Consider the following 22,671-nt stretch of genomic DNA (forward strand, 5'->3'; position numbering starts at 1 on the left):
TCCAGCGGTTCACACCACTGAACCTGACGGGCCGCCCCGCCTCATAGCGGGTTCGCGCAGCTATCGGAGGTTCCGAACGGACTGGGATTCCCGGCCGGACCAGCACCGGAAGTGAGGTCCGCCGCCGCAATCGGGAGCTCGAAATACACGCGCTTGGTCGCTTCGCTGCCGGCAACCAGCGCCCGGGCCGTCAACTCGACGTCCACCCAGTTGGCAAAGACCTGGAAATACACCACGTCGAAATCCGCGAACCCCGTGGCATCGGTGGTCAGGTTCGCTTCCGACACCGTGACCACGTTGCCGGGATCGAGCACCCCGTTTCCATTGAAGTCCTTACTGGGATCAAAGATGCCGTTCCGGTCTGTGAAGTCCTCGTTCAGACAGCCCAGCCGTCCATCCAGCGGATGACTGGGTCCCAGGTTGAGCACGTTCGATGGATTCGACGGATCCAGCGTATCGACGAGTTCCCATGGAGCAGGTGGGGTTCGCTGCCAAGATCCCTTGCGATAGGCAACAGGAAACACTTCTATCGTGACTTCCGCGTTCGGGACAGGGTTACCGGCGGCATCGGTAATCAGGACGCCATACGGCTTGAAGAAGCGGACATCGTCACGCTCGATCACGTTCCCCGTTCCCAGCGTGATGAACAAAGACTTCTGGGCCACGGTCAGCTCGACGAAGGCGTTCACCGAGGGCGTGTCCGCGACCATCGCATCGACGCGCACCCCATTCTGGGCGCTCGCGGTTGAGCCGGCCGTATACGTTGTAATCGCCCGGCCGAACACGTCGGTCACAACCGAGGCCGGCGAGATCGTGCCGCCGGTGATGTCGGTCAAGTTGAAGTTGACCGTCTTGCCCTTCACCAGGTTACCGTCGGGATCGCGGACCACCGCCAGAATCTCGCTCTGCTCGCTGGTCTCGCCCGGCAGGTTGGTACCGATGACGGCGGGTTCCGCCTGCAACGTGATCGAGTCCGCGACGGTCGCGACAAACAGAATCTCCCGTTGCGCGCTGGCTCCGGTCGCGGCAGTGGCCGTGATCACCGATGGCCCGGCGTTGTTGGCGGAGATCGACACCGTCGCCTCTCCCGCGCCGTCCGTAACCATCGTCGACGGTATGAAGCCACCCCGGGTGGCGACAAAGGTAACCTCGACGCCTGAAGTGGGTACGCCGTTGCTCTCGAGCCGCACCGTCACCGGCTCGCTGGTGCCGAGCGGGATCTCCGCGTGTGGATCCGGGGTCACGAATACGAGCGAATCCGGTGACACGGTGATGGTCGCCGTTGCCTGCGCCCCGGCGCCGCTCACGGTAACCGTGTTCTCTCCCTCCGTGGTCAGCCCCAACGTCACGGTCGCTTGGCCGTTGGCGGCGGTCACGGGGTTCGGGTCGCTCAGAATATTGCCGTCCGGGAACGAAACGGACAGCGGAACACCGCCGATTGCCGTCCCGGCCGAGTCGCGTAGGGTCAGGGTCAGCTCCACGTTGTCGCCGACGCCGGCTACGCTGGGACCGCTGATCGCGATGGTCGTCCCGACCACGCGCACCTCGACGCTGTCACTGATGCCGTCGGCGGTCGCCGTCGCGGTGATCGTGCGGTTGGTCTTGTTGCCCGCGGTGGACAGCTCGGCCTGGGCCGTACCGGAGGCGTCGGTCACCGCACGGGTCACCAACAGCGTCCCGTCGTTGTCCGCAGCAAAGCTGACCGGCACCCCCTCCATCAGCACGTTGTTCGCGTTGCGCACGAATGCCGTCAACGTGACCGTATCCTGCCCCGACGAGGACAGCTGCGGACTGCTGGCCAGCAGGACCACGCTGCCCACCGGCTCCACCGGCCCCACGGCCGGGCCGCCGGTCACGGTCACGCTGGACGGCGCTCCCACCGTGTAACCCACCCCGGCCGCCAAGAGTATCTCGATCGACTGACCCTCCGCATCCGGCCCGGCTTCCACGAGAAACGTCGCCGAACTCTCGCCGGCGTCGATGGGAACCGTTGCCGGGACCGTAAAGCGGTCGGTCGCACCCGCCACCGCGAGGTTCACGCTGATATCAGTCGCAGTCGGCTGGTCGAGGAGCAACAGATAGGTGGTGGAATCCCCGGGCGCGATCGTCACGTTACCCCCGACCAAACTCACCTGCGGCAATACTTGCGTCCCGACGGTCACGGTCGCGGTCGCGGGTGTGCCGATTGTGTAATCCTCACCTGGTGCAAGATTGATCTGGACCGCGGCACCGGCCGTCGCGGTGTCGGACGCCGAGACCGAAAATGCTCCGGAACTGGCACCGGCCGGTATCGTGACCGAGGCGGGAACATCGAACTGGCCACTGTCGCCGGACGTCGTCAAGTTCACCGTGACGGAACTCGCGGCACGCTGGTTCAACAAGATCACGTACTGCGTCTGGGCACCGGGTGACAGGGTGCTGTCGCCGCCGACCAGCGAGGCCACCACCGCGAGGCCCTCGCCGATCGTGACGCTCCCAGAACTCGGCGAGCCGACGATGTATCCAGGCCCAGCCACCAAGTTGATCTCGATGCTGGCCCCGAGCAGCGCGTCCGCGTTTCCCGTGACCTGGAAACTGGCCGAGCTCGCACCCGCGGGCACGGTTACCGAGCTCGGGAACCCGAACTGGCCGGTGTCTCCCGAGACGGCGAGGTTCACCGGCAACTCGCGTTGTGCCGGGCGACTCAGCTCGACGACGTAGGTCGCGCCGCCTCCTGGCGCGATGTTGGCGTTGCCGCCCAGAAGCGTCGCTTCCGGAAGCTGATCGGCAACGATTGAGATCGTCGCGCTGTTCGGTGCTCCCACCCGGTACGTGGCACCCGGAACGATGGTGAGCTGAACGGAGGCTCCCACCTGCGCGTCCATGGATGCGCTCACGACAAAACTCTCGGCACTGCGGCCCGCGGGTATGACGACCGATGCCGGGGCAGTGAACTCGCCGCTGTCACCGGTCAGTACCAGGTTCACGGTGACGGCGCTGGGCGCCGGCTGGTCCAGTTCGACCGCGTAACGCGTCTCACTCCCTGGTGCGAGACTACTGTCGCCGCCGACCAGCGAGACCTCCGGCAACAGATCAGAACCTACCGTGACATTCGCACTGAGCGGAGTCCCCACCGTGTAGCCGCCTCCGGCCACGAGGTTGATCTGGATCGCTGCGCCCAGCAGCGCGTTCGGAATCGCCTCGACCGAAAAGCCGGCAGCGCTCTGGCCGGCCGGGATCACGACGTTTTCCGGCACCTGGAACTGCGCGAGGGCGCCGGTGGTTGCGAGGTTCAGCGTGATGTCCGTCGCCGCCGGCTGATTCAGCGCAACGACATAGCGGGTCTCGCTGCCGGGGGCCAGAGTGCTGGCGCCGCCCTCCAGCCGGGCCACGGGGGCCAGCCCCGGACCGATGGTCAGTGTGGCGCTGGAGGGTATTCCCACGTTGTAGCGCGCGCCGGATGCAATACTCAGCTCAACACTGGCTCCGAGCTGTGCACTCGGCGACGCCTCCACGCGGAAGGCCGCGGCACTTTGCCCCCGCGGAATAATCACCGCGCCGGGCACGGAAAACTGTTCCGAGTTACCGACCGTTAGCAAATTGACGGCAATATCTTCGGCTGCGGGTGCCGGAAGACGGAGTGCATAGACCGTGGAGGCCCCGGGGAACAGTTCCGTGTTCCCTCCCGCCAACTCCACCTCAGGCAACAGTTCGGGACTGGCCGTCACCGTGGCTTCCGTAGGGGCGCCCAGCGTGTAGCCGGTACCCGACGAAAGCACGATCTGCACAGCCTTGTCCATTGCATCGGCCGCTGCCTCCACCGTGAACTGCGCCGAACTGCTGCCGGCCGAGACCGAAACGGATGCTGGCAACACGAAGTCATCGCCCGCCCCGGGAGCCACCAGTCCGATGGAGATTCGGTTCGGTGCGGGCCTGTCGAGCAATACCCCCATCCGAACCGAGCCGCCCGGGGAAACCGTCACTTCCGTGACGTTGATCGATACCACGGGGGCTTCCATGAAAGGCGATGCGCCTCCCCCCCCTCCACATGCCGAAAGCGAGAAGCTAGCCAGCACAACAAGCGCGGCACCCCACCAAAACCGTTTCAGCTCCCCAAAGGTTCCAAACACTTTGTTCACCTCGCTGTACGCATTGGCCGGCACTGGCGGCGGAACGTTTCCACGACTACACACCGATGCCCCATCTCCCCGAATACCGCCGCCCATGCCGCAGAAGGCCACGACACGCGACAGCAGGACGATCCAGAAAACGCTCACTACGGCGCGTACAGGCAGCATCGAAGTTCCCTCTGAGTTCTTGATGTCGGTTTCCGGGTTCGTCATGCGACGCTAGTCGAGTACCCGCGGGGTCACGAAGATCAGGAGTTCAGCCTTCTCGTTAGTATTTGTTCGCTCCCGGAAGAAAGCCCCAAGAAAAGGCACCTCGCCGAGAAACGGGACCATGTTTCGTGAAGTGGCACTCGAAATCTCGTACACCCCACCGAGGACCACGGTCTCACCGCTCGCGACCATGACTTGGGTGTCCACCTCCCGTTTGCTGATCAAAGGCTGTCCCAACACTGTTTGGCTGAAATCCGGCTCATCCCTGGTAACCTTGATGTCCATAATGACGTTGCCATCCGGCGTAATCCGCGGCGTGACTTCTGTCATCAGAAGGGCATCCTTGAACTCAACCTGACGGTCACCGTCCCGCGTCGTTTCGAATGGAATCTCAGCCCCCTGCTTGATAACAGCCGTGGTCCCGGTTGCGGTGATCAGCCTCGGGTTGGATACGACCTCACCGCGGCCCTCCGCCTGCAACGCACTCAGTTCGAGGTCGAGGAGGATGTTGGGCCGCAGGATGCTCAGGCCCACACTGGGGGCACCGCCCCCCAATGCCGGTAACGCCACGTTCAAGAAATCCGGCCGAAAACGCTCTCCATCCGCTATGCCTTCCGCGATGCCAGAAGAGTCTTCGATACCGCTTCCCAAACCGATATTGGAGCGACCCTGCCGGGTGCCTGCGGCGACGCCGAACCGGGCGCCAAGATCTCGCCGGTACGTGTCGGACGCGATCACGATACGCGTCTCAATCAATACCTGACGAAGGGGCTGATCAAGCTCAGCGACGAGACGACGCACATCAGCGATCTGGTCCGAGACATCTTGAACGATCAGGGTATTCGTTCCTGCGTCCACTGCGACGCTCCCACGATCTGAAAGGACACCAAGGCGCTGATCCCGGTCACCTCTACCCGTCTGCATGAGATCCCGCAAATCAGCGGCTCGAGCAAAATTCAACCGAATATACTCGGTACGCAGCGGCTCGAGCTCGCGCCGGTCGCGCTGGGCCTCGAGGATCAGCCGCTCGCGCGCCGCGATCTCCTGGGTGGGCGCGACGTACATCACGTTGCCGGTGACGCGCTTGTCCAGCCCCCGGGTCTGCAGGATGATCTCGAGCGCCTGGTCCCAGGGCACGTTGTTCAGGCGCAGCGTGATGTTGCCGGTCACGCTGTCGCTGACGACGATGTTGATGTCGGTGAAATCGGCCAGCAACTGCAATACCGACCGGACTTCGATGTCCTGGAAGTTCAGCGACAGCCGCTCGCCGACGAACTCCTCGCGCTCAATGCGCAGCGCCTCGCGCTCCTCTTCGGTCAGGGGGGCCAGTTCGAGCACGTAGGTACGGTCGGTCTGGTACGACAGGACGTCGTACTCGCCGGCGCCATACACGGTCATGCGCACGCGGTCGTCGCGCTCGCGCTGGGTGTCGATGTGGGTCACCGGGGTCGCGAAGTCGACCACGTCCAGCCGCCGCTCGAGGCGGTCGTCGATCCGCACGCGCGGGAACACCAGCTCGACCCGGCCGGCCTGTTCCTGCACGTCGACGGTGACTCCGGGGCGCGACAGCTCGACCAGCACGCGCCCCTGGCCGTCCTCGCCGCGGCGGAAGTCGACGTCGACGATCTCGGGCGGCCGGGCACTGCGCACGCCGGGCGGGCGGGCGGGAGGCGCCTCACCGCCGGCGCCGCCCGTTCGGGCGCCACGGCCGGTGCCTCCGGCGCCCGGGCAACGCGATCCACCTCACCGGCGCCGCGCCCGACGGTCAGCACGAGTTCGTTGCCCTCGACCCGGCTCTGGTAGTCGGAGCTGCGCGCGAGGTTCAGGATCACGCGGGTGCGGTCGCCCGCCTCGACTGCGGTGGCCGACAGCAGCGGCCCGATATTGATCTCGGTGGTGCGGTCGCGCATGTGGTTCGAAACGCCGGGCAGGTCGAGTGCGATGCGCGGGGGCGAGTCGATCACGAAGATGCGCGCTTCGGGCGGCGGTTCCGAGAAGCGCAGGCTCAGCTGCACCTGCTCGGCGCCCAGGTTCGCGCCGCGGATGTCGAGCAATTCCTGCGCCGGCAGCGGGCCTGCCAGCAGCAGGCAGAAGGCCGCGAGCCAGACGGCCACGCTGCGGGCCAGGCTCCGGTGCCAATGGCCTGCAACATTTCCGGCGTCGGAATTCGGATGGGGTTCGAAATGCATGGCGGGTTCTCCCAGGGTGCTCATTCCGACAGCGAGATGGTGTTCTCGCGTTCCACGTAGCCGCCGAAGGCGTCCGGTACGACCTCGATCAGGAGGATCTCCCGCGTCGTGATCTCGACCACGCGTCCGAAGTTCTGGCCCATGTGATTGCCGGGCCGAACGGTCTGGATGGTGCGGTCCGGGGTCCGCACCAACGCGTAGCGCACGCCCTCCTGTTCCAGCGAGCCCACCATGCGCAGCGAATCCAGCGGGAAACTTTCCAGCGGTTCGCGCGGGCGGTCGAAATCGATGTCGACTTCTCCCGGGACCCCGGTCGGCGGGGGTGGCAGTGGCCGTTCGATCACCGAGGAGTCGAACGGCGAGCGCTCGTGCCCCGGGTACAGGTACGGTTCGTGCGGGTCGATGGTTGGAATCGGTTCGATATCCCCTCCGGGCCGGGCGTTGATCTTGGCGATGTACTCGTGCAGATCGGACATGTCGCGCTGACAGCCCGACAATACCGGCAGCACCAGCCCGACGGCCAACAGCAGGGGCCAGGCGCGCGCGGCCAGACGCATCAGGTTCCCTCCAGGTAGCGGTAGGTCCGGGCGATGGCATCCATCAGCAGGTCGTCGTCGGACGAACCAGGCCGGATGAAGGCGTCGTGCACGGTGACGATGCGCGGCATCGCGGAGATACCGCTGACGAACTCGGCGAGTTGCTCGTAGTTGCCGCGCACCCGCAACTGGATCGGCACCTCTGCGTAGAACGTGCGGTTGGCCTCGCCTCTTGGCTGGAACAGCTCGATCTCGAGCCCCACCGACAGCGCGGTCTGGGAGATGTCCACGAGCAGGCTGGGGATCTCCGCCGTGCTGGGAAGCAGCTGCACCAGCGACGCGAACATGCGCTCCATCTCGGCCAACTGCTCCTCGTAGGCTGCCAGGTTGGCCGCGCGCTCCTGTTTCTCTTCGAATTCGACGCGCAGCTGCACCTCCCGGCGCTCCTCGCGGTCGAGTGTCTCGACCTGGTCCTTGATGAAGTACCAGAACCCGGCCCCGGCCAGCACCGCGACAATCAGCGCGATGATGGCCACTTTGACGACGACCGGCGCCTCGCCAAGGTTGCGGAAATCGATCTCATTGATCGACTTGAGGTCCATCAGGATGCCCCCTCTCCCTGCTCCGCATCGGCGCTCGGCCGGGTCTGCGTCGCCTCGAGCCGGAAGTCGCGGACCTGCAGGCGGCCTTCCTGCCGTGTCTCGATGATCTGCAGCGTCGAGTCGCTGAGCCAGGACGAGGCGTCGACGCGTCGCATCAGCGCGGATATCCGCGCGTTCGATTCGGCGCGCCCGACCATGCGCAGGCGGCTGCGTTCCTGCCTCAGCTCGCGGTAGAAGGTGCCTTCCGGAAGGGTCAGCACCAACTCATCGAACAAGTGCACGGCCTCGGGCCGACTCGCCTGGAGAGTCTGGATCACCTCGATCCGGTCCACCAGGTTCTGACGCTGGCGGTCCAGTTCCCGGATCCGGGCGATCTGCCGGTCCAATGTGCGGATCTCGGACTGCAGCAACTGGTTCCGGTTCTGCTGGTGCTCAATGCGTGCGTTCATGTACAGGTGCGCGGCGAACACCAGCAATATCCCCACCAGCGCGGCGCCCCCGGCCAACGCATAGAACCGCTTCTGGCGCAGCGCGCGACGCTTTTCCCGCCAGGGGAGCAGGTTGACATAGATCATCCCGCGAACCCCCGCAGTGCCAACCCGCAGGCGGTCAGGGTGGCCGGCGCGTCGTTCAGGAAGCGCTGCTGATTGATGCGCCGCGCCAGGGGCATTTTCCGGAACGGGTTAGCGATCACGACCGGGGTACCGGTGACTTCCTCGAGCATTTCGTCGATCCCCGGGATCGCGGCACAGCCGCCGCCCAGGAAGATCTGGTCGATCGAATCGTGGGGGCGGGTCACGTAGAAGTACTGCAGCAGGCGCTGCACCTGGTCCATCATGCTCTGCTTGAAGGGCTCGAGCACGCCCGCGGCGTAGTCGGGCGGAAGATCCCCGTGGATCTTGGCATTGCCCGCCTGCTGCATGTCCATGTCGTAGCGGCGCATGATTTCCTCGGTGAGCAGGCGGCCGCCGAAGTCCTGCTCGCGCGTGTAGATCACGCCCTGCTCCTGGCTGATCACGTAAACAGTGGTGACCGACGATCCGACGTCGATGACCGCAACGATCGGTTTCTCGTCCCGGTCCGGCAACTGTTCGAGCATCAGGCCGGTGGCGTGTTCGACCGCATAGGCCTCGACATCAACCACTTCGGGGGTCAGCCTGGCGGCCTCGGCAATCGCGACTCTGGATTCGACGTGTTCGCGGCGCGAGGCCACTACCAGCACGTCAGTCAGTTCCGGGTTGCCAGCATTCTTCCCGAGCACCTGGAAGTCGAGGCTGACCTCGTCGAGGTTATAGGGGATGTACTGGTCGGCCTCGACGCTCACCTGCCCCTCGAGTTCCGACTCGGAGAGCTTGCTCGACAGGCGCAGCGTCCGGGTAATGATCGTGGACGAGGGCACGGCCATCGCGCATTGGCGAAGGTGGGTGCCTGAGCGCTTGATCGCACGAACCAGCGCTGTCCCGATCGCCTCGGTATCCCGGCATTCCTTGTCGACGACGGCGCCTTCCGGCAACGGCTCGACCGCGAACGCCTCCACCTTGTAGCCGCTGCCGCTGCGACTCAGTTCCAGCACCTTGATTGATGCTGCGCTGAAGTCGACGCCGAGCAGAGCCTGGTGCTTTTTCCCCAGACCGAGCACACTGCCCCCCGGTTATTCGCGTATCGTACCGGTTATAATACGGTACGGTTCTACCATCCGCCTAATCTTTCAGTGGATCATAGTTCGCTCGAAGAGGTCGCTGCAAGCGACTTTATCCGCAGCACATTCCCTAACGAAGCAATCTCCAAATCATGCCCGTTGTCATTCGAGTGATTCTGGCCCTGCTGGCCCTTGCAATAGGCGGCGCGAGCGCCGCCGCCGCGGCTCTGTTCGGTCTATATCTTTACTATGCACCCACTCTTCCTGCGGTCGATTCGCTGCGCGAAGTCCGGCTTCAGACGCCTCTTCGGATCTATACCGACGACGGCACGCTGCTCGGCGAATTCGCCGAGCAGCGGCGCGAGCCGGTGCCGATCGAAGACATGCCCGAGCGCCTGCTGCAGGCCTTCGTGGCCGCCGAGGACGAACGATTCCACCGCCACCACGGGGTCGATCCGGTCGGGCTGCTGCGCGCCGGGATCAACCTTTTCAGCACCGGCGAGCGCACGCAGGGCGGCAGCACGATCACGATGCAGCTGGCCCGCAACTTCTTTCTGACCCGTGAACGCACCTACGAGCGCAAGATCCGCGAGATCTTCCTCGCGGTGCAGATCGAACGGGAGCTTTCGAAGGAACAGATCCTCGAACTCTATCTGAACAAGATCTATCTCGGACAGCGGGCCTACGGGGTTGCCGCGGCGGCGCGCGTCTATTTTGACCGACCGCTGGAGGAACTCGAACTCGACCAGATCGCGATCCTGGCCGGCCTGCCGAAGGCACCGTCGACGACCAACCCGGTGACCAGCCCGGAGCGCGCGACGATCCGGCGCAATTACGTGCTGCGGCGCATGCTGGATCTCGAGCTGATCACGCCCGAGGAACACGCCGCGGCGCACGCCCGGCCAGTGCTGTCACAGCGCCACGTCACAGCGGTCGAGGTCGATGCCCACTGGGTGGCCGAGACCGCGCGTCAGGTCGTGGTGAACCTGTGGGGCGACGAGGCCTATACTCGCGGCCTGAAGGTCTACACAACGATCGACCCCGAGGCCCAGGAGGCGGCGAACCGCGCGTTGCGCGAGGGCCTGGTGGCCTACGACCGGCGCCACGGGTACCGCGGCCCGGAGATGCGCCTCGACGAGACCGTGACCGCCGATGCCGGCGCGCGCATGGAAACCCTGCGCGGCCTCGGCGTCAGCGGCCGCAGGCTGGTACCCGCAATCGTCCTGCAGGCGGACGGCCAGGGCCTCGAGGTGGACGCGCTCGGACGCGGCACGATCCGGCTGGGCCGGGACGCGCTGAGCTGGGCGATTAGGCAGCAGGGGCGAGTATCCGACCGGTTCCGGCGCGGCGACGTGATCCGGATCGAACGCACCGGGGACGATGGCTGGCGCCTGAGCCAGCGCCCCGAAGTCTCCGGCGCACTGGTGGCCCAGGCACCGCAGGACGGCGCGATTCTCGCGCTCGCGGGCGGTTTCGATTTCTTCGAGAATCGATTCGACCGTGCACTGCAGGCCGAGCGCCAGCCCGGATCCGCGTTCAAGCCGATCATCTATGCGCTGGCCCTGCAGCAGGGCATGCCCCCGACCAGCACCCTGGTGGATGCGCCGCTGGTGCTCAGCGACCCGGCATTGGGCGCGGAATGGCGACCGGAAAACTATTCGCGCAGCTTCCGCGGCCCGACGCCGATGCGCGAAGCGTTGGCGAGTTCGCGCAACCTGGCCTCGATCCGGCTGCTGAACAGCCTGGGGGTGAACGGGGTGCACGACGATCTGGTTCGGTTCGGCCTGGACCTGGAACAGCACCCCCGGAACCTGTCGATGGCGCTGGGCACCGGCACGCTGACGCCGGTGGAACTGAACAACGCCTACGCGCTGTTTGCCAACGGCGGCAAGCTGACCACGCCGTGGCTGATCGGGCGCATCGAGGACGGCGACGGCAGCCTGCTGTACCAGGCGGCGACGCCGCGCACCTGCCCCGAGCCGTGCGCGCAGCCCGCGGGCCAGAATCTGGAACTGGCCACGAGCCATGGCGCCCTTCGTTTCGCAGAGCCGGTACCGATGCTGGACCCGGGTGTGGCCTGGCAGATGAGCGAGATGCTGAAGGGCGTGATCCGGTCCGGCACCGGCCGCCGAGCCCAGGAACTGGGGCGCGCCGACCTGGGCGGCAAGACCGGCACCACGAACTCCTACCGGGATGCCTGGTTCGCCGGTTTCAACGCCGACATCGTCGGGACCGCGTGGATCGGCTTCGACGACAACCGGGAGCTCGGCTCCGGAGAAAGCGGCGGCCGGGCCGCGCTGCCGATCTGGATGGGGTTCATGGAGCAGGCGCTGGCGGGGCGACCCGAGGCCCCGGTATCGCGGCCCGACGATCTGGTCGAGGTAGTCCTGCTGCCGGAGACCGGACAGCGTGCGCGCGACGACGACCCGCGCGGACAACGCGAATGGCTGCTGCCGGCGCAGATCCCCGAGCATGGCACCTGGGCCCCGGACCCGGCCGAACCCGCGACCGAAGACGGAACCGCGCCCACAATCGGGGCCCAGCCCGAGTTCATCTTCTGAGCACGACGATGGCCACACCGGAATCGCGTACCCGACAACTGCTGGCCGAGGAGGCCGCCCGAATCATCCTCGAGGAGGGGGTGCGGGACTACGGCCTCGCCAAACGCAAGGCCGCGGAGCACCTGGGGGTCGACGCGCGGCGCGACCTCCCCGCCAATACCGAGGTCGAGAGCGCGCTGCTCGAACGCAGCCGGCTGTTCGCGACGGCGGACACCCGGCGCGAGTACCGAGACCGGCTGCGCGCCGCGGCACTGGTGATGGAACGCCTGTCCGAGTTCGAGCCGCGCCTGGTGGGGCCGCTGCTGCTGGGGGTACTTCAGCCGCAGGCGGTGATCAACCTGCACGGTTTCGCGGAGACGGTCGAGGAGGTCATCATCCGGCTGGGTGATCGCGGCATTGCCTGCCACACCGGCGAACGGCAGTACCGCGGCGGCGGGGCCGGCCTGCGCGTGCCCTACCTCAGCTTCCGCGGGCCCGACGACACGGAGATCGAACTGACCGTGTTCCCGACCGACGGCATCCGCCAGGCGCCCCCCTCCCCGATCGACGGCCGGCCGATGCGGCGGCTGGGACTGGCCGGAGTGCGGGAACTGATCGCGGAGAGCGAGGCGAACGACCCGGCCTCGGCGGATTGACGGGCCGGCCTGGCCCGCCGCGCAAGGGGCATCTCTGCGCAGGCCGCGACGCGAGAATGCCCCGGTCTCAGGAGACCGGGTAGGCGTGTACCGTCTCGACCAGGGTCGCGACCCGATCCGGATCGATGCCCGGATGGATGCCGTGCCCCAGGTTGAATACGTGGCCCGTCGAGCGGCCGAAGCCGTCGAGGACGCGCCGCGCCTCGGTGCGGACCACCTGGTCGCTGGCGTAGAGCACAGCGGGATCGAGGTTGCCCTGCAGCGCCACGCGGTCGCCGACGCGAGCCGCCGCCTCGCCGATCTCGATCGTCCAGTCGAGCCCGAGGGCGTCGGCGCCGGCATCCGCCTGCCATTCCAGCCACGCGCCGCCCCCCTTGGTGAACAGCACCACCGGCACCCGCCGGTCGTCGCGCTCGCGGTCAAGTTCAGCGACGATGCGTTGCATGTAGGCAAGCGAGAACTCCCGGTACAGCCGCGGTGTCAGCGAGCCGCCCCAGGTGTCGAAGATCATCACCGCCTGCGCCCCGGCCCGGATCTGCGCATTCAGGTAGGCCGTGACGGCCGTGGAGACCTTCTGCAGCAATGCATGCATTGCCTGGGGCTCGCCGTAGAGCAGGCGCTTGGTTTCCGGGAAATCGCGCGAGCCCGCGCCCTCCACCATGTAGGTCGCAAGGGTCCAGGGACTTCCGGAGAACCCGATCAGCGGTACGCTGCCGTCGAGTTCGCGCCGGATCAGGCGGACCGCGTCCATCACGTAGCGCAGCTCCTGTTCCGGGTCGGGGATCGGCAGGCGTTCAATCGCGGACAGCGAACGCACCGGCTCCCGGAAACCGGGCCCCTCGCCGGACTCGAAGTACAGCCCCAGCCCCATCGCGTCGGGCACCGTCAGAATATCCGAGAACAGGATCGCGGCATCGAGCGGGAACCGCCGCAAAGGCTGCAGGGTCACCTCGCAGGCGAGCTCCGGGGTCTGGCACAGATCCAGAAAGCTGCCGGCTTTCGAACGCGTCGCCCGGTATTCCGGCAGGTAGCGCCCGGCCTGCCGCATGATCCAGATCGGGGTACGGTCCACGGGCTCCCGGAACAGGGCGCGGAGGAATCGGTCGTTGGCCAGCGGCGTTGTCATCGGTTCATCTTCCGGTTGCTGTGATTAGCGTGAAAGTCACGGCCTGTCTCGTGTCCCTGGCGACCCGTAGGGCGGAAGAGCGCAGCGTCATCCGCCACATGGCGTTCGCAGTGCCCAGGCGCCCGCAGCATCCCCAACGCCGGCTGGCGGATGACGGCCTTCGGCCTCTTCCGCCCTACGCCTCTTTCATCATCGGGGGTGGCTGCCCGCGCCATGACAGTTAGCGTGAAAATCGAGCCATGGAGGAACACGGAAGTCACGGAAGATGAAACGGCTCAAACCCTTTTTTCCGTGTCTGTCCGCGCTTTCTGTGGCTCGCCTTTTCATGTTGCAGGGTGTCCGCTGGCCATGAAAGTTAGCGGATCCGCCCCGCCTATCCGGGTCGACCGCCGCCGCGTTGGGCCAGGGCGGTCTGGACGTGGCGGCTGACTTCGGCCAGATCGGCCCGCCCGAGCAGTTGCGGCTTCAGCTCCGCCATCACCCGCCCCATGTCCTTGATCCCCGACGCGCCGGTCGCGGCGATGGCTTCGTCGATCCGCGCTGCCACCTCGGCGGGCGACAGGGGCTCGGGCAGGAATTCACGGAGCACGGCAACTTCCGCCTCTTCGCGCTGCGCGAGATCCTCGCGGCCGCCCTGGCGGTACTGCTCGATCGAGTCGCGGCGCTGCTTCAGCATGCGATTCAGGATCGCGAGTACCGCCGGATCGTCGGGTTCGCGGCGCTCGTCGACCTCGAACTGCTTGATCTCGGACTGGATCAGCCGCAGGGTGGCGAGTCGCTCCCTGTCGCGGGCGCGCATCGCGGTCTTGACCGCTTCAGCGATCCGGGTCTTCAGCTGCATCGGGGGGTTGCCTGGAACGGGTTCAGTACATCCGCACGCGGCGGGTCACGTCCCGGGAGTTGCGCTTGAGCTGGCGCTTGACGGCCGCCGCGGCCTTGCGCTTGCGCTCGGCGGTCGGCTTTTCGTAGAACTCGCGGCGACGGACCTCGGACACCACACCCGCCTTCTCGCAGGTGCGCTTGAAGCGCCGCAGTGCGACTTCAAAGGGCTCGTTTTCGCGTACTCGAACGTGGGGCATACAATCTCCATTCTGGACAGTGGACGTCGAACCCGGGCGCGCGCGGATGCCGCGCGCCAAACGGAACCCGTTATGGTAGTCCATCACAATCCAAAGCAAAAGCCCGACCGGATCCGGCCGCGGCTTACGGCGCGCGCGCCGGTCACGGTATGATGCCGCCATGAGAACGCTCGACGTCGAACTGGGCCCGCGCAGCTACCCGATCCACATCGGCTCCGGCCTGCTGGGGCGCCCGGATCTTCTGGCGCCCCACCTGCGCGGGCAGCGCCTGGTCGTGGTCACCAACGAGACCGTCGCCCCGCTGCACGGCGATCGCCTGCGGGCGCTGCTCGACGGCCACGCCGTCACCTGGATCGAACTCCCGGATGGCGAGGCGTACAAGACGCTGGCTTCGGTCGAGTCGATCCTGACCCGAATGCTCGAAGCCCGGCTGGACCGCGGGAGCACGCTGATCGCGTTCGGCGGCGGGGTGGTCGGCGATATCGCCGGGTTCGCCGCGGCGATCTACCAGCGCGGCATCGACTTCATCCAGGTGCCGACGACGTTGCTGTCGCAGGTCGATTCGTCGGTAGGCGGCAAGACCGGCGTGAACCATCCGCTGGGCAAGAACATGATCGGCGCCTTCCACCAGCCGCGTGCGGTGATCATCGACACCGACACCCTGGCGACGCTGCCGCTGCGCGAACTGCGCGCCGGGGTGGCCGAGATCATCAAGTACGGGCTGATCCAGGATGTTGATTTCTTTGCCTGGCTGGAAAACCACATCGAGGCGCTGCTGGCACTGGATTCACAGGTAACCACCGAGGCGATCTACCGGTCCTGCGCGTGCAAGGCCGAGGTGGTCGCGGCCGACGAGCGCGAGTCCGGCCAGCGCGCGCTGCTGAACCTGGGCCACACCTTCGGGCATGCGATCGAGGCCGGGATGGGCTACGGACAGTGGCTCCACGGCGAGGCGGTCGGCACCGGCATGGCGATGGCGGCGCGGATGTCCGAGCAGATGGGCTGGCTGCAGCCAGCAGAACGCGAACGCGCCGAAAAGCTGATCGAGCGCGCGGGGCTGGCCCTGTCGCCACCGCCCGAACTCACCGCGGAACGCTTCCACGAGCTGATGGCGATCGACAAGAAGGTGATGGATGGCCGCCTGCGCCTGGTGCTGCTGCACGCGATCGGTTCCGCCGTGGTCACCGGCGATTTTCCGCCCGACGCGCTCGACGCGACCCTGCCCCAATCCGAGGTCCACGACTCCGAGGTCCGCGACCGCGGTGTCGGCTGACCCCGAAACAGAAACGCAGTACGGGCCCCGGCTCGCAGCCTATGCCGCAAGGGCGGAACGCTCGCGCGGACGGCTGCACCCGGAGCCACCGCCTGCCTACCGCAGCGAGTTCCAGCGCGACCGCGACCGTATCGTGCATTCGACCGCGTTCCGGCGACTGAAGTACAAGACCCAGGTCTTCGTCAGTCACGAGGGTGACCTGTTCCGCAACCGCCTGACGCACTCGCTCGAAGTCGCGCAGATTGCACGCTCGAGCGCGCGGGCGCTGGGCCTGAACGAGGATCTCACCGAGGCGATCGCGCTGTCGCACGACCTCGGGCACACCCCGTTCGGACACGCCGGGCAGCACGCATTGAACCAGTGCATGCGCGACCGCGGCGGTTTCGAGCACAATCTGCAGTCGCTGCGCATCGTCGATCTGCTGGAACAGCGCTACGCGGGGTTCGACGGCTTGAACCTGACCTTCGAGACGCGCGAGGGCATCCTGAAACACTGCTCGCAGGAGAATGCCCGGCGCCTCGGTCCGGTCGCCGAGCGCTTTCTGTGCGGCGGCCAGCCGAGCCTGGAGGCGCAGCTGACGAACGTCGCCGACGAGGTGGCCTACAACAATCACGACATCGACGACGGCCTGCGTGCAGGCCTGCTGACGATGGACCAGCTGCGCGCGGTCGAACTGTTCCGGGAGCGCCACGATCAGGTGCGCGCGCTGTACCCCGGACTGGACGACCGGCGTGTTCAGCACGAAACGGTCCGGCGCATGATCGATGCGCTGGTCTCCGACCTGATCGTGACCAGCCGGACGGCGATCCTCGACGCCGGCATGAACGATCCGGAGGCGGTGCGCCGCGAGCCGGAGCCGCTGATCCGTTTCAGCCCCGAGATGGCGCACCAGAACCGTGAACTGAAGCGCTTTCTGCGGCAAAACCTGTACCATCATCATCGAGTCTACCGGATGACCGTGAAGGCCCGACGCATCGTGCATGACCTGTTCAGCGCATTCATGGAAGACCGCCAGCTGTTGCCGGAGCATTTCCAGGCCCATGCGAAACGGCTGTCGGCCAGCGACGAACATGGTTTCGCCCGAGGCATTGCGGACTACATCGCGGGCATGACCGACCGCCACGCGATCCGCGAGCATCACCGGATCTTCGACCTGCGCACCCTGATCTGAGTCCGCGACCATGGCCCTGCACCCCGACTGCCTCGCCGAACTGGGGCTCGAACATGCCCCCTTCGACACCCTTCCGAACGAAGAATTCGTCTACAGCGACGTGCTCCTCGAGGAAATGATCGCCACCGCCGGCGACGCCCTGGCATCCCCGGGCGCGATCCTGCTGCTGACTGGCCCGGGCGGATCCGGCCGGAGCATGCAGCTGATGCGCCTGCTCGGGGTGCTGCCCGACAACTACGAGCTGATCGCGTTCCGCGCCCGCCCCAACACCAAGTTCGAGGCGGTCGACTTCACGATCCGCAACCACCTGCGTGCAGCAGGGCACGACGACCCCGACCGGGCGCTGACCGACTTGCTGGCCGAACGCATCCGCGAGGGTTCGGATCCGGTGATCGCGGTCGACGATGCCCACCTCCTGGGTACCGACATCGTCGACCAGCTGCTGCGCATGCGCAGCGAGATCCTGATCGCCGAGGGGCGCGGACCACGCCTGATCCTGACCGGCGATCCGGTGCTGCTGCGCCGCCGCCTGCACCTGCGGCCGGTGGATGAAGACCAGGTGGTGCGGATCAGCCTGCGCCCGTTCAGCCTCGAGCAAACGGGCGCCTATCTGCGCCACCGGCTGCGCGCGGCCGGCCGGCTGGATCCGGACACACTCCTGAGCGACGACGACATCGCCGACCTGCAGGCCCGCAGCCGGGGGCTGCCCGGAGCGCTGAACACCCACGCCAACGAGTGGCTGGAGCGCTACTGCCGCACACGCGACGGCCGACCCGCGCCGACCCTGCCCGTGTCGATGCCGGATTCCCCGCAGCCCGAGCCCGCCGCGGCCGCCTTCACCGCGTCCGGTCTGGCAACTGATGCCGATGCGGAGTTGAAAACCGAACCCCGGCTACCGGACTCCGGAACCGGCCCAGCGCCGGCCGACAAACCTGCCGCCTCCGAGCCGTTCCCTGCCGACGCGCCCCCGCAGCCGCAGGCCCGGGGCCTGGCGGCAGACCGGGAGGACGAGCCCGCGCCCGACCCGCCGGTGCACGGGCAGCCCGAACCCGCCGTGCCGCCGCGCACCGACGGGGCAACCGAATCTGGCGCTCCCGCGTACGGGCACCCGGACCCTGCCCCGCCGCCGCGCGCCGGCGACGAGGCCGGCTCCGGCACGCCCCTGCGCGCGGACGACGATCGGGGTCCGCGGTCCTACCGGCGCGAGTCCGAACGCGGGCGCCGGGATGCCGCAGTACCGTTCTGGAACCGCAGCTGGTTCGTTCCCGCGGTGGCGCTGGTCGTGGCGATCCTGATCCTGGCACCGTTCGCCCGCCATATCTTCGTCACCCCGGCGCCGCCGGAGGGCAGCACGGTGGAACTGCCGCTGCCCACCCCGCCTCGGGCCGCCACGCCCGAGCGCGACGATGCCGTCGGCAGCCAGGCGCAGCCTCCCGGGGTAATCGACGTGCCGTTCGACGACCGCCCCACCGCCGCGCTCCCCTCGCGCGAGGCAGAGCCACCGGCGCCGGCGCCGACTCCCGAAGCTGCACCCACTGCGGAACCTGAACCCGCACCCACCCCGGAACCCGCTCCGCCGCCCACCCCCGCACCAGTCCCGGAAACCGCTCCGGAACCGCGACCCGAGGTGGTGCCTGCGCCACCCGCAGAGCCCACCGGCCTCGCCGCCGACCGCGAATGGCTCGGCCGCCAGAACCGATCCCATGTCACCATCCAGCTGGTCGCGGCATCGGATCTCGCGGCGGCCCGGAACTACGTGACCAGGTACGAGCTCTCCGGGATCCGCTACATCGAGACCCGTTCCGGCGGGCGCAACTTCGTGGTCGCGCTGGCCGGAAGCTTCGCGGATCGGGCTGCGGCCGAGAACGCGCTTCGCAATCTGCCCGCGGCGGTACGTGCGGATCAGCCCTGGATCCGCTCGCTGGGCTCGGTACAGGACAGCCAGCGCTGAGGGTGCGCGGGAAATCGGGACCGGAAGCCCGCGACGACCCGGGCCGCGCCTCAGATCGCGCCCGATCCGCGCGCGAGGCGCGGCAGGAACACCGGGTAGCCGTCGATCTCGCCGCGGGTCAGCGGCTGGTTGTAGAGTTTCTCGAGCGCCTCCGGCACCAGCATCCCGGCGGTCGGACCCCAGCAGGCCTGGCCGTTGGGATACTGCAGCAGCAGGTGGCTGCAGTAACGCACCGCCAGATTGACATCGTGCAGCGTGAGCACGATGCCGCGCTCCTGCCGCTGCTTTTCGCGGATCAGATCCAGCACCGCGATCTGGTGGTGCAGGTCCAGGTGGTTGGTCGGTTCGTCCAGCAGCAACACTGCCGGATCCTGGGCGAGCACCGTCGCGATCGCCAGCCGCTGGCGTTCGCCTCCCGAGAGCGTTGCCACCGCCCGCTGTTCCATGCCGGCGAGACCGATCCGGGCCAGCGCCTGGCGCGCCAGTTCCACGTCCTGCGGCGACTCCACCTGCCAGCGCGAAAGATAGGGATGCCGTCCCATCAGCGTCAGTTCCAGCACGGTGGCGGGAAACTCGTCCTGGCGCTGCTGGAACACCAGTCCAAGCCGGCGCGCCACCAGGCGGCGGGGCAGTTGGCCGATGCTCCGGCCGAACAGCTGCACCTCGCCGGCCCGCGGCGCCTTCAACCCGGCCAGCGTGTGCAGCAGCGTGGTCTTGCCCGTGCCGTTGGGACCCAGGATGGCCCAGCATTCACCCGGGAACACATGCAGGTCCAACGGCGACGAATCGGCGCGGCCCGGGATGTCGACCACCAGGTCGCGCAGGGTCAGGCAGGCCGACCCGGTCATGGACGCTGGGCCCGGTGCAGCAGGTACAGGAAGATCGGCGCACCGATCAGCGCCAGCACGGAGCCGGCCGGCAGCTGCTGCGGCGCGATCACCGCGCGCGCGATCAGGTCGGCGAGCAACACCAGGCTGCCGCCGAGCAATACGGCTGCCGGCAGCGCCGCCCTGTGGTCGGCGCCCACGATCAGCCGCGCCAGGTGGGGGGCCAACAGGCCCACGAAACCAATGGTACCGGCCGTGATCACCGCCAGCGCGGTCGCCACCGCCGCGCCCAGATAGGCCAGATAGCGCAGGCTGCCGACGCTGACCCCCAGCGAGGCGGCTGCCAGTTCGCCGCGCGTCAGGATGTTCAGATCGCGAGCCATCGGCAGGGTCAGCAGGGCCAGCACGGCCAGCCCGACCAGCGCGATCCACGGCCCCGGTGCGACGGACAGGTCCCCCATCAGCCAGAACAGCATTCCGCGCAGGGCCCTGTCCGGCGCGATCGCCAGCAGCAGGGTGACGACGGCGCCCAGCGCCGAGGCCAGCACGACCCCCGTCAGCAGCAGGCGGTGGCCCGTCCAGGCATGCTCGCCGCGCGCCAGGCCGAGCACCAGTGCCAATGCGGCAAAGGCACCGGCCGCCGCGCCCAGATGCTGGGCCAGCAGCGGCCCGCCCAGCAGGATCGCCAGCAGGGCCCCGACCGCGGCCCCGCCGGAGATGCCGAGGATGAACGGGTCGGCCAGCGGGTTGCGGGTCAGCACCTGGACCAGGGCACCGGCCAGTCCCAGCAGCCCGCCGGCGGCCAGCGCCGCCAATGCCCGCGGCAGGCGCAGTTCCACCAGGATCACGCGTTCCAGTGCCGCGTCGGGGCCCAGCGGCCAGACCCAGCCGGAACTCCCCCATACCAGGTTGACCGCCAGCAGGCACCCGGCGATGGAGGCGAGCAGGAGCACACCAACCAGGCGCTGCCGCGTGGTGTTCATGGCCGCCGTTCCCGCACCCGGTCGGCCATCTCGCACAGGGCCTGCAGGCCGTCGACCAGCCGCGGGCCCGCGCGCATCAGCACGTCGGCGGGCAGCACGAGCAGGCCGTCGAACCGGGCAGCGGGGAGGTCCTGCCAGCGACGCCAGCGATCGAAGTCGCGGGCCGGAGGCGAGGTGATGATCAGATCCGGCGCTGCACGGATCACCGCTTCCTCGCTCCAGGTCGGGGTATCGCCCAGTCCGTCGGTGACGATATTGTCGATACCGCAGCGACCCATCGCCTCGCTGATGTAATGCCGGGGGCCGACGGTCACCAGCGGGCTCGGCCAGATCTCGAAGAATCCCTTCAGCCGGGGCTGGTGCCGGTAGCGGGCGGTCCAATACTCCAGCCGTGTCACGAAATCGGCCGCTGCGGCGTCGGCCTGCGACTCCCGACCGGTCAGCCGGCCCAACTGGCGCAGGGTCTTCGGCACGTCGTCGAAGCTGCGCCCCGGGGTCGCGAAGACCGCCAGGCCCAAGCGCTCCAGCCTTTCGAGTTCGGCGCGGGGATTGCCATCGGCCCAGGCCACGACCAGGTCCGGCTTCAGGCGGACGATGCGCTCCAGGTCCAGTCCGCGGTAGCCGCCGATCTCCGGGATCTCCCGGGCGGCCTCGGGATAGTCGCTATAGGCCACCGCGCCGACGACCCGCTCGCCGGCACCGACCGCGAACAGCATCTCGGTAAGATGCGGCGCCAGGCTCACGACCCGCTGCGCCGGTGCCGACAGGCAGAGCCGGTCGCCGTCGACCCCGGTGGCACAGTGATCGGCCGCCAGCACGGCCGGGCTCGCCCACAACACCAGCAGAGCGACGACCAGCCTGCGGACGAATCTCACCACAATGCCCCCACGACGAGAATCAGCAACAGGGCCGCCTCGGTCAGTTCCACGCCAGCGCCCAGACCGTCCCCGGTCATGCCGCCGACGCGGTGGCGCAGGAAAGCCGCCCAGGCCAGCATGACCCCGGGCGCGAGCAGCAGCCAGGGGGACAGCCACCACGACAGGGGCGCCAGCAGAATCAGCCAGGCCAGCATCGGCAGCCGCCGCGAGCGCCACGCGAAGCGCTCGCCCATGCCTGTGGCCAGCGGGGGCACCGTGGCCGCCCAGTACAGCGTGCCCAGCCGTGCCCAGGCGGGTACCAGCAGCAGTGCCAGCCATTGGCCTTCGCGCAGCAACAGCATCAGCAGCACCAGCTTGCCAGCCAGCAGCAGCGCCATCGCGACCGCCCCCAGGCTGCCGATGTGCGGATCACGCATCGCCTCCAGTTGGCGCTCCGGACGACCGTGGGCGGCGCCGAGTCCATCGGTCACGTCGGCCAGGCCGTCCAGGTGCAGGGCGCCGGTGATCCAGACACCCAGCGTCAGCACGGCCAGCGCGCCCAGCCAGGGATCGAGCATGCTGCCCGCGAACCCCGCCGCCGCCATCAGCGCGCCGATGACCAGCCCCACCAGCGGGAACCAGTGGGTGCTCGCGAGCAGTTCGGCTTCGGATATGCTCCGGAGCCGGGGGGCCGGCAGCCGGGTCAGGAACTGGCTCGCCAGCACCAGCCGGCGGGCCTCGCGGACCAGAGGGCTCATCGCCGCGCTCGCCGGCCGCGGTGCGCCACTTGCGCCCGACGCACGCCGATAGCCCAGCGCTCGACCGCGCGCAGACGCGGGAGACACACGGCGGATACCAGGGCCATGCGCGGCTTGCAACCGGCTCCGAACAGCGGTTCCGAGCCGCAGCCCCCCGCCCGTTCT

The 22,671-nt window shown here is 67.8% G+C and carries 18 protein-coding genes and 1 pseudogene; 6 read left to right on the forward strand and 13 right to left on the reverse strand.

Going from position 1 to position 22,671, the window contains the following annotated elements:
- Positions 1-41: 41 nt before the first annotated feature.
- The 6 genes and pseudogenes from TVNIR_RS16420 to TVNIR_RS16445 form a co-directional block, all read right to left on the reverse strand.
- Entirely contained in the window at positions 42-4,322 is a 4,281-nt protein-coding gene (locus TVNIR_RS16420) for a beta strand repeat-containing protein (protein ID WP_157092299.1), read from the reverse strand.
- Positions 4,323-4,328: 6 nt separating this feature from the next.
- A pseudogene (gene pilQ, locus TVNIR_RS21145) lies at positions 4,329-6,532 on the reverse strand (type IV pilus secretin PilQ).
- The gene (locus tag TVNIR_RS16430; protein ID WP_015260203.1) at positions 6,529-7,065 is read right to left on the reverse strand and encodes a pilus assembly protein PilP; all 537 of its coding nucleotides are present in this window, start codon (positions 7,063-7,065) and stop codon (positions 6,529-6,531) included. Before TVNIR_RS16430 ends, pilQ begins: the two are co-directional and overlap by 4 nt.
- Positions 7,065-7,646, reverse strand: a complete 582-nt coding sequence (locus TVNIR_RS16435) for a type IV pilus inner membrane component PilO (protein ID WP_015260204.1) — start codon at positions 7,644-7,646, stop codon at positions 7,065-7,067. The genes TVNIR_RS16430 and TVNIR_RS16435 overlap by 1 nt, the downstream gene beginning before the upstream one ends.
- Entirely contained in the window at positions 7,646-8,221 is a 576-nt protein-coding gene (locus tag TVNIR_RS16440; RefSeq protein WP_015260205.1) for a PilN domain-containing protein, read from the reverse strand. The genes TVNIR_RS16435 and TVNIR_RS16440 overlap by 1 nt, the downstream gene beginning before the upstream one ends.
- Positions 8,218-9,285 carry a pilus assembly protein PilM gene (locus TVNIR_RS16445; RefSeq protein WP_015260206.1) on the reverse strand — a complete coding sequence of 356 codons (1,068 nt, stop codon included), beginning with the start codon at positions 9,283-9,285 and terminating at the stop codon, positions 8,218-8,220. Before TVNIR_RS16445 ends, TVNIR_RS16440 begins: the two co-directional genes overlap by 4 nt.
- A 152-nt stretch (positions 9,286-9,437) precedes the next feature.
- Here TVNIR_RS16445 and TVNIR_RS16450 point away from each other — a divergent pair, with 152 nt between their 5' ends.
- Positions 9,438-11,846 carry a penicillin-binding protein 1A gene (locus TVNIR_RS16450; protein WP_015260207.1) on the forward strand — a complete coding sequence of 803 codons (2,409 nt, stop codon included), beginning with the start codon at positions 9,438-9,440 and terminating at the stop codon, positions 11,844-11,846.
- 8 nt (positions 11,847-11,854) lie between these two features.
- Positions 11,855-12,481, forward strand: coding sequence for a hypothetical protein (locus TVNIR_RS16455; RefSeq protein WP_015260208.1), 627 nt, complete (start codon positions 11,855-11,857; stop codon positions 12,479-12,481).
- 67 nt (positions 12,482-12,548) lie between these two features.
- Here the strand turns inward: TVNIR_RS16455 and hemE are convergent, their stop codons facing one another.
- Complete coding sequence (gene hemE / locus TVNIR_RS16460) at positions 12,549-13,607, reverse strand: uroporphyrinogen decarboxylase (protein WP_015260209.1); 1,059 nt, start codon at positions 13,605-13,607, stop codon at positions 12,549-12,551.
- Between the two features lie 20 nt (positions 13,608-13,627).
- Here hemE and TVNIR_RS20875 point away from each other — a divergent pair, with 20 nt between their 5' ends.
- A complete protein-coding gene (locus TVNIR_RS20875) occupies positions 13,628-13,831 on the forward strand; it encodes a hypothetical protein (protein ID WP_083499488.1) in 204 nt (67 codons plus the stop codon).
- Positions 13,832-13,980: 149 nt separating this feature from the next.
- On the opposite strand, the gene TVNIR_RS16465 is transcribed toward TVNIR_RS20875, so the two are convergent.
- Together TVNIR_RS16465 and rpsU are read right to left on the reverse strand one after the other, a co-directional pair.
- Positions 13,981-14,448, reverse strand: coding sequence for a GatB/YqeY domain-containing protein (locus TVNIR_RS16465; RefSeq protein ID WP_015260210.1), 468 nt, complete (start codon positions 14,446-14,448; stop codon positions 13,981-13,983).
- Positions 14,449-14,470: 22 nt separating this feature from the next.
- Positions 14,471-14,686, reverse strand: a complete 216-nt coding sequence (gene rpsU / locus TVNIR_RS16470) for a 30S ribosomal protein S21 (RefSeq protein ID WP_006747100.1) — start codon at positions 14,684-14,686, stop codon at positions 14,471-14,473.
- 160 nt (positions 14,687-14,846) lie between these two features.
- On the opposite strand from rpsU, the gene aroB reads away from it, so the two are divergent.
- From aroB to TVNIR_RS16485, 3 genes are read left to right on the forward strand one after another with little or no spacing between them, the layout of a single operon-like run.
- A complete protein-coding gene (aroB, locus tag TVNIR_RS16475) occupies positions 14,847-15,959 on the forward strand; it encodes a 3-dehydroquinate synthase (protein WP_015260211.1) in 1,113 nt (370 codons plus the stop codon).
- Positions 15,949-17,130, forward strand: a complete 1,182-nt coding sequence (locus tag TVNIR_RS16480) for a deoxyguanosinetriphosphate triphosphohydrolase (RefSeq protein WP_015260212.1) — start codon at positions 15,949-15,951, stop codon at positions 17,128-17,130. Before aroB ends, TVNIR_RS16480 begins: the two co-directional genes overlap by 11 nt.
- Before the next feature lie 10 nt (positions 17,131-17,140).
- A complete protein-coding gene (locus tag TVNIR_RS16485; RefSeq protein ID WP_015260213.1) occupies positions 17,141-19,081 on the forward strand; it encodes an SPOR domain-containing protein in 1,941 nt (646 codons plus the stop codon).
- A gap of 50 nt (positions 19,082-19,131) precedes the next feature.
- On the opposite strand, the gene TVNIR_RS16490 is transcribed toward TVNIR_RS16485, so the two are convergent.
- Genes TVNIR_RS16490 through cobS form a run of 4 tightly spaced genes read right to left on the reverse strand, consistent with a single transcriptional unit; the run spans position 19,132 to position 22,506 of the window.
- A complete protein-coding gene (locus TVNIR_RS16490; protein WP_015260214.1) occupies positions 19,132-19,929 on the reverse strand; it encodes an ABC transporter ATP-binding protein in 798 nt (265 codons plus the stop codon).
- On the reverse strand, positions 19,926-20,891 hold the full coding sequence (locus tag TVNIR_RS16495; RefSeq protein ID WP_015260215.1) for a FecCD family ABC transporter permease: 966 nt from the start codon (positions 20,889-20,891) through the stop codon (positions 19,926-19,928). Before TVNIR_RS16495 ends, TVNIR_RS16490 begins: the two co-directional genes overlap by 4 nt.
- Positions 20,888-21,769 (reverse strand): cobalamin-binding protein, encoded by an 882-nt coding sequence (locus tag TVNIR_RS16500; protein ID WP_237251667.1) that lies wholly within the window; start codon positions 21,767-21,769, stop codon positions 20,888-20,890. Before TVNIR_RS16500 ends, TVNIR_RS16495 begins: the two co-directional genes overlap by 4 nt.
- Complete coding sequence (cobS, locus tag TVNIR_RS16505; RefSeq protein WP_015260217.1) at positions 21,763-22,506, reverse strand: adenosylcobinamide-GDP ribazoletransferase; 744 nt, start codon at positions 22,504-22,506, stop codon at positions 21,763-21,765. Before cobS ends, TVNIR_RS16500 begins: the two co-directional genes overlap by 7 nt.
- Positions 22,507-22,671: the final 165 nt, after the last annotated feature.

The organism is Thioalkalivibrio nitratireducens DSM 14787 (genome assembly GCF_000321415.2).
In the GTDB taxonomy this organism is placed as follows: Bacteria; Pseudomonadota; Gammaproteobacteria; order Ectothiorhodospirales; family Ectothiorhodospiraceae; genus Thioalkalivibrio; species Thioalkalivibrio nitratireducens.

Bases quoted from the DNA above. Each gene is read 5' to 3' on its own strand.
- TVNIR_RS16420 (WP_157092299.1), bottom strand. From the start codon at position 4,322: ATGACGAACCCGGAAACCGACATCAAGAACTCAGAGGGAACTTCGATG.
- TVNIR_RS16430 (WP_015260203.1), bottom strand. From the start codon at position 7,065: ATGCGTCTGGCCGCGCGCGCCTGGCCCCTGCTGTTGGCCGTCGGGCTG.
- TVNIR_RS16435 (WP_015260204.1), bottom strand. From the start codon at position 7,646: ATGGACCTCAAGTCGATCAATGAGATCGATTTCCGCAACCTTGGCGAG.
- TVNIR_RS16440 (WP_015260205.1), bottom strand. From the start codon at position 8,221: ATGATCTATGTCAACCTGCTCCCCTGGCGGGAAAAGCGTCGCGCGCTG.
- TVNIR_RS16450 (WP_015260207.1), top strand. From the start codon at position 9,438: ATGCCCGTTGTCATTCGAGTGATTCTGGCCCTGCTGGCCCTTGCAATA.
- TVNIR_RS16455 (WP_015260208.1), top strand. From the start codon at position 11,855: ATGGCCACACCGGAATCGCGTACCCGACAACTGCTGGCCGAGGAGGCC.
- hemE (WP_015260209.1), bottom strand. From the start codon at position 13,607: ATGACAACGCCGCTGGCCAACGACCGATTCCTCCGCGCCCTGTTCCGG.
- TVNIR_RS16465 (WP_015260210.1), bottom strand. From the start codon at position 14,448: ATGCAGCTGAAGACCCGGATCGCTGAAGCGGTCAAGACCGCGATGCGC.
- rpsU (WP_006747100.1), bottom strand. From the start codon at position 14,686: ATGCCCCACGTTCGAGTACGCGAAAACGAGCCCTTTGAAGTCGCACTG.
- aroB (WP_015260211.1), top strand. From the start codon at position 14,847: ATGAGAACGCTCGACGTCGAACTGGGCCCGCGCAGCTACCCGATCCAC.
- TVNIR_RS16485 (WP_015260213.1), top strand. From the start codon at position 17,141: ATGGCCCTGCACCCCGACTGCCTCGCCGAACTGGGGCTCGAACATGCC.
- TVNIR_RS16490 (WP_015260214.1), bottom strand. From the start codon at position 19,929: ATGACCGGGTCGGCCTGCCTGACCCTGCGCGACCTGGTGGTCGACATC.
- TVNIR_RS16495 (WP_015260215.1), bottom strand. From the start codon at position 20,891: ATGAACACCACGCGGCAGCGCCTGGTTGGTGTGCTCCTGCTCGCCTCC.
- cobS (WP_015260217.1), bottom strand. From the start codon at position 22,506: ATGAGCCCTCTGGTCCGCGAGGCCCGCCGGCTGGTGCTGGCGAGCCAG.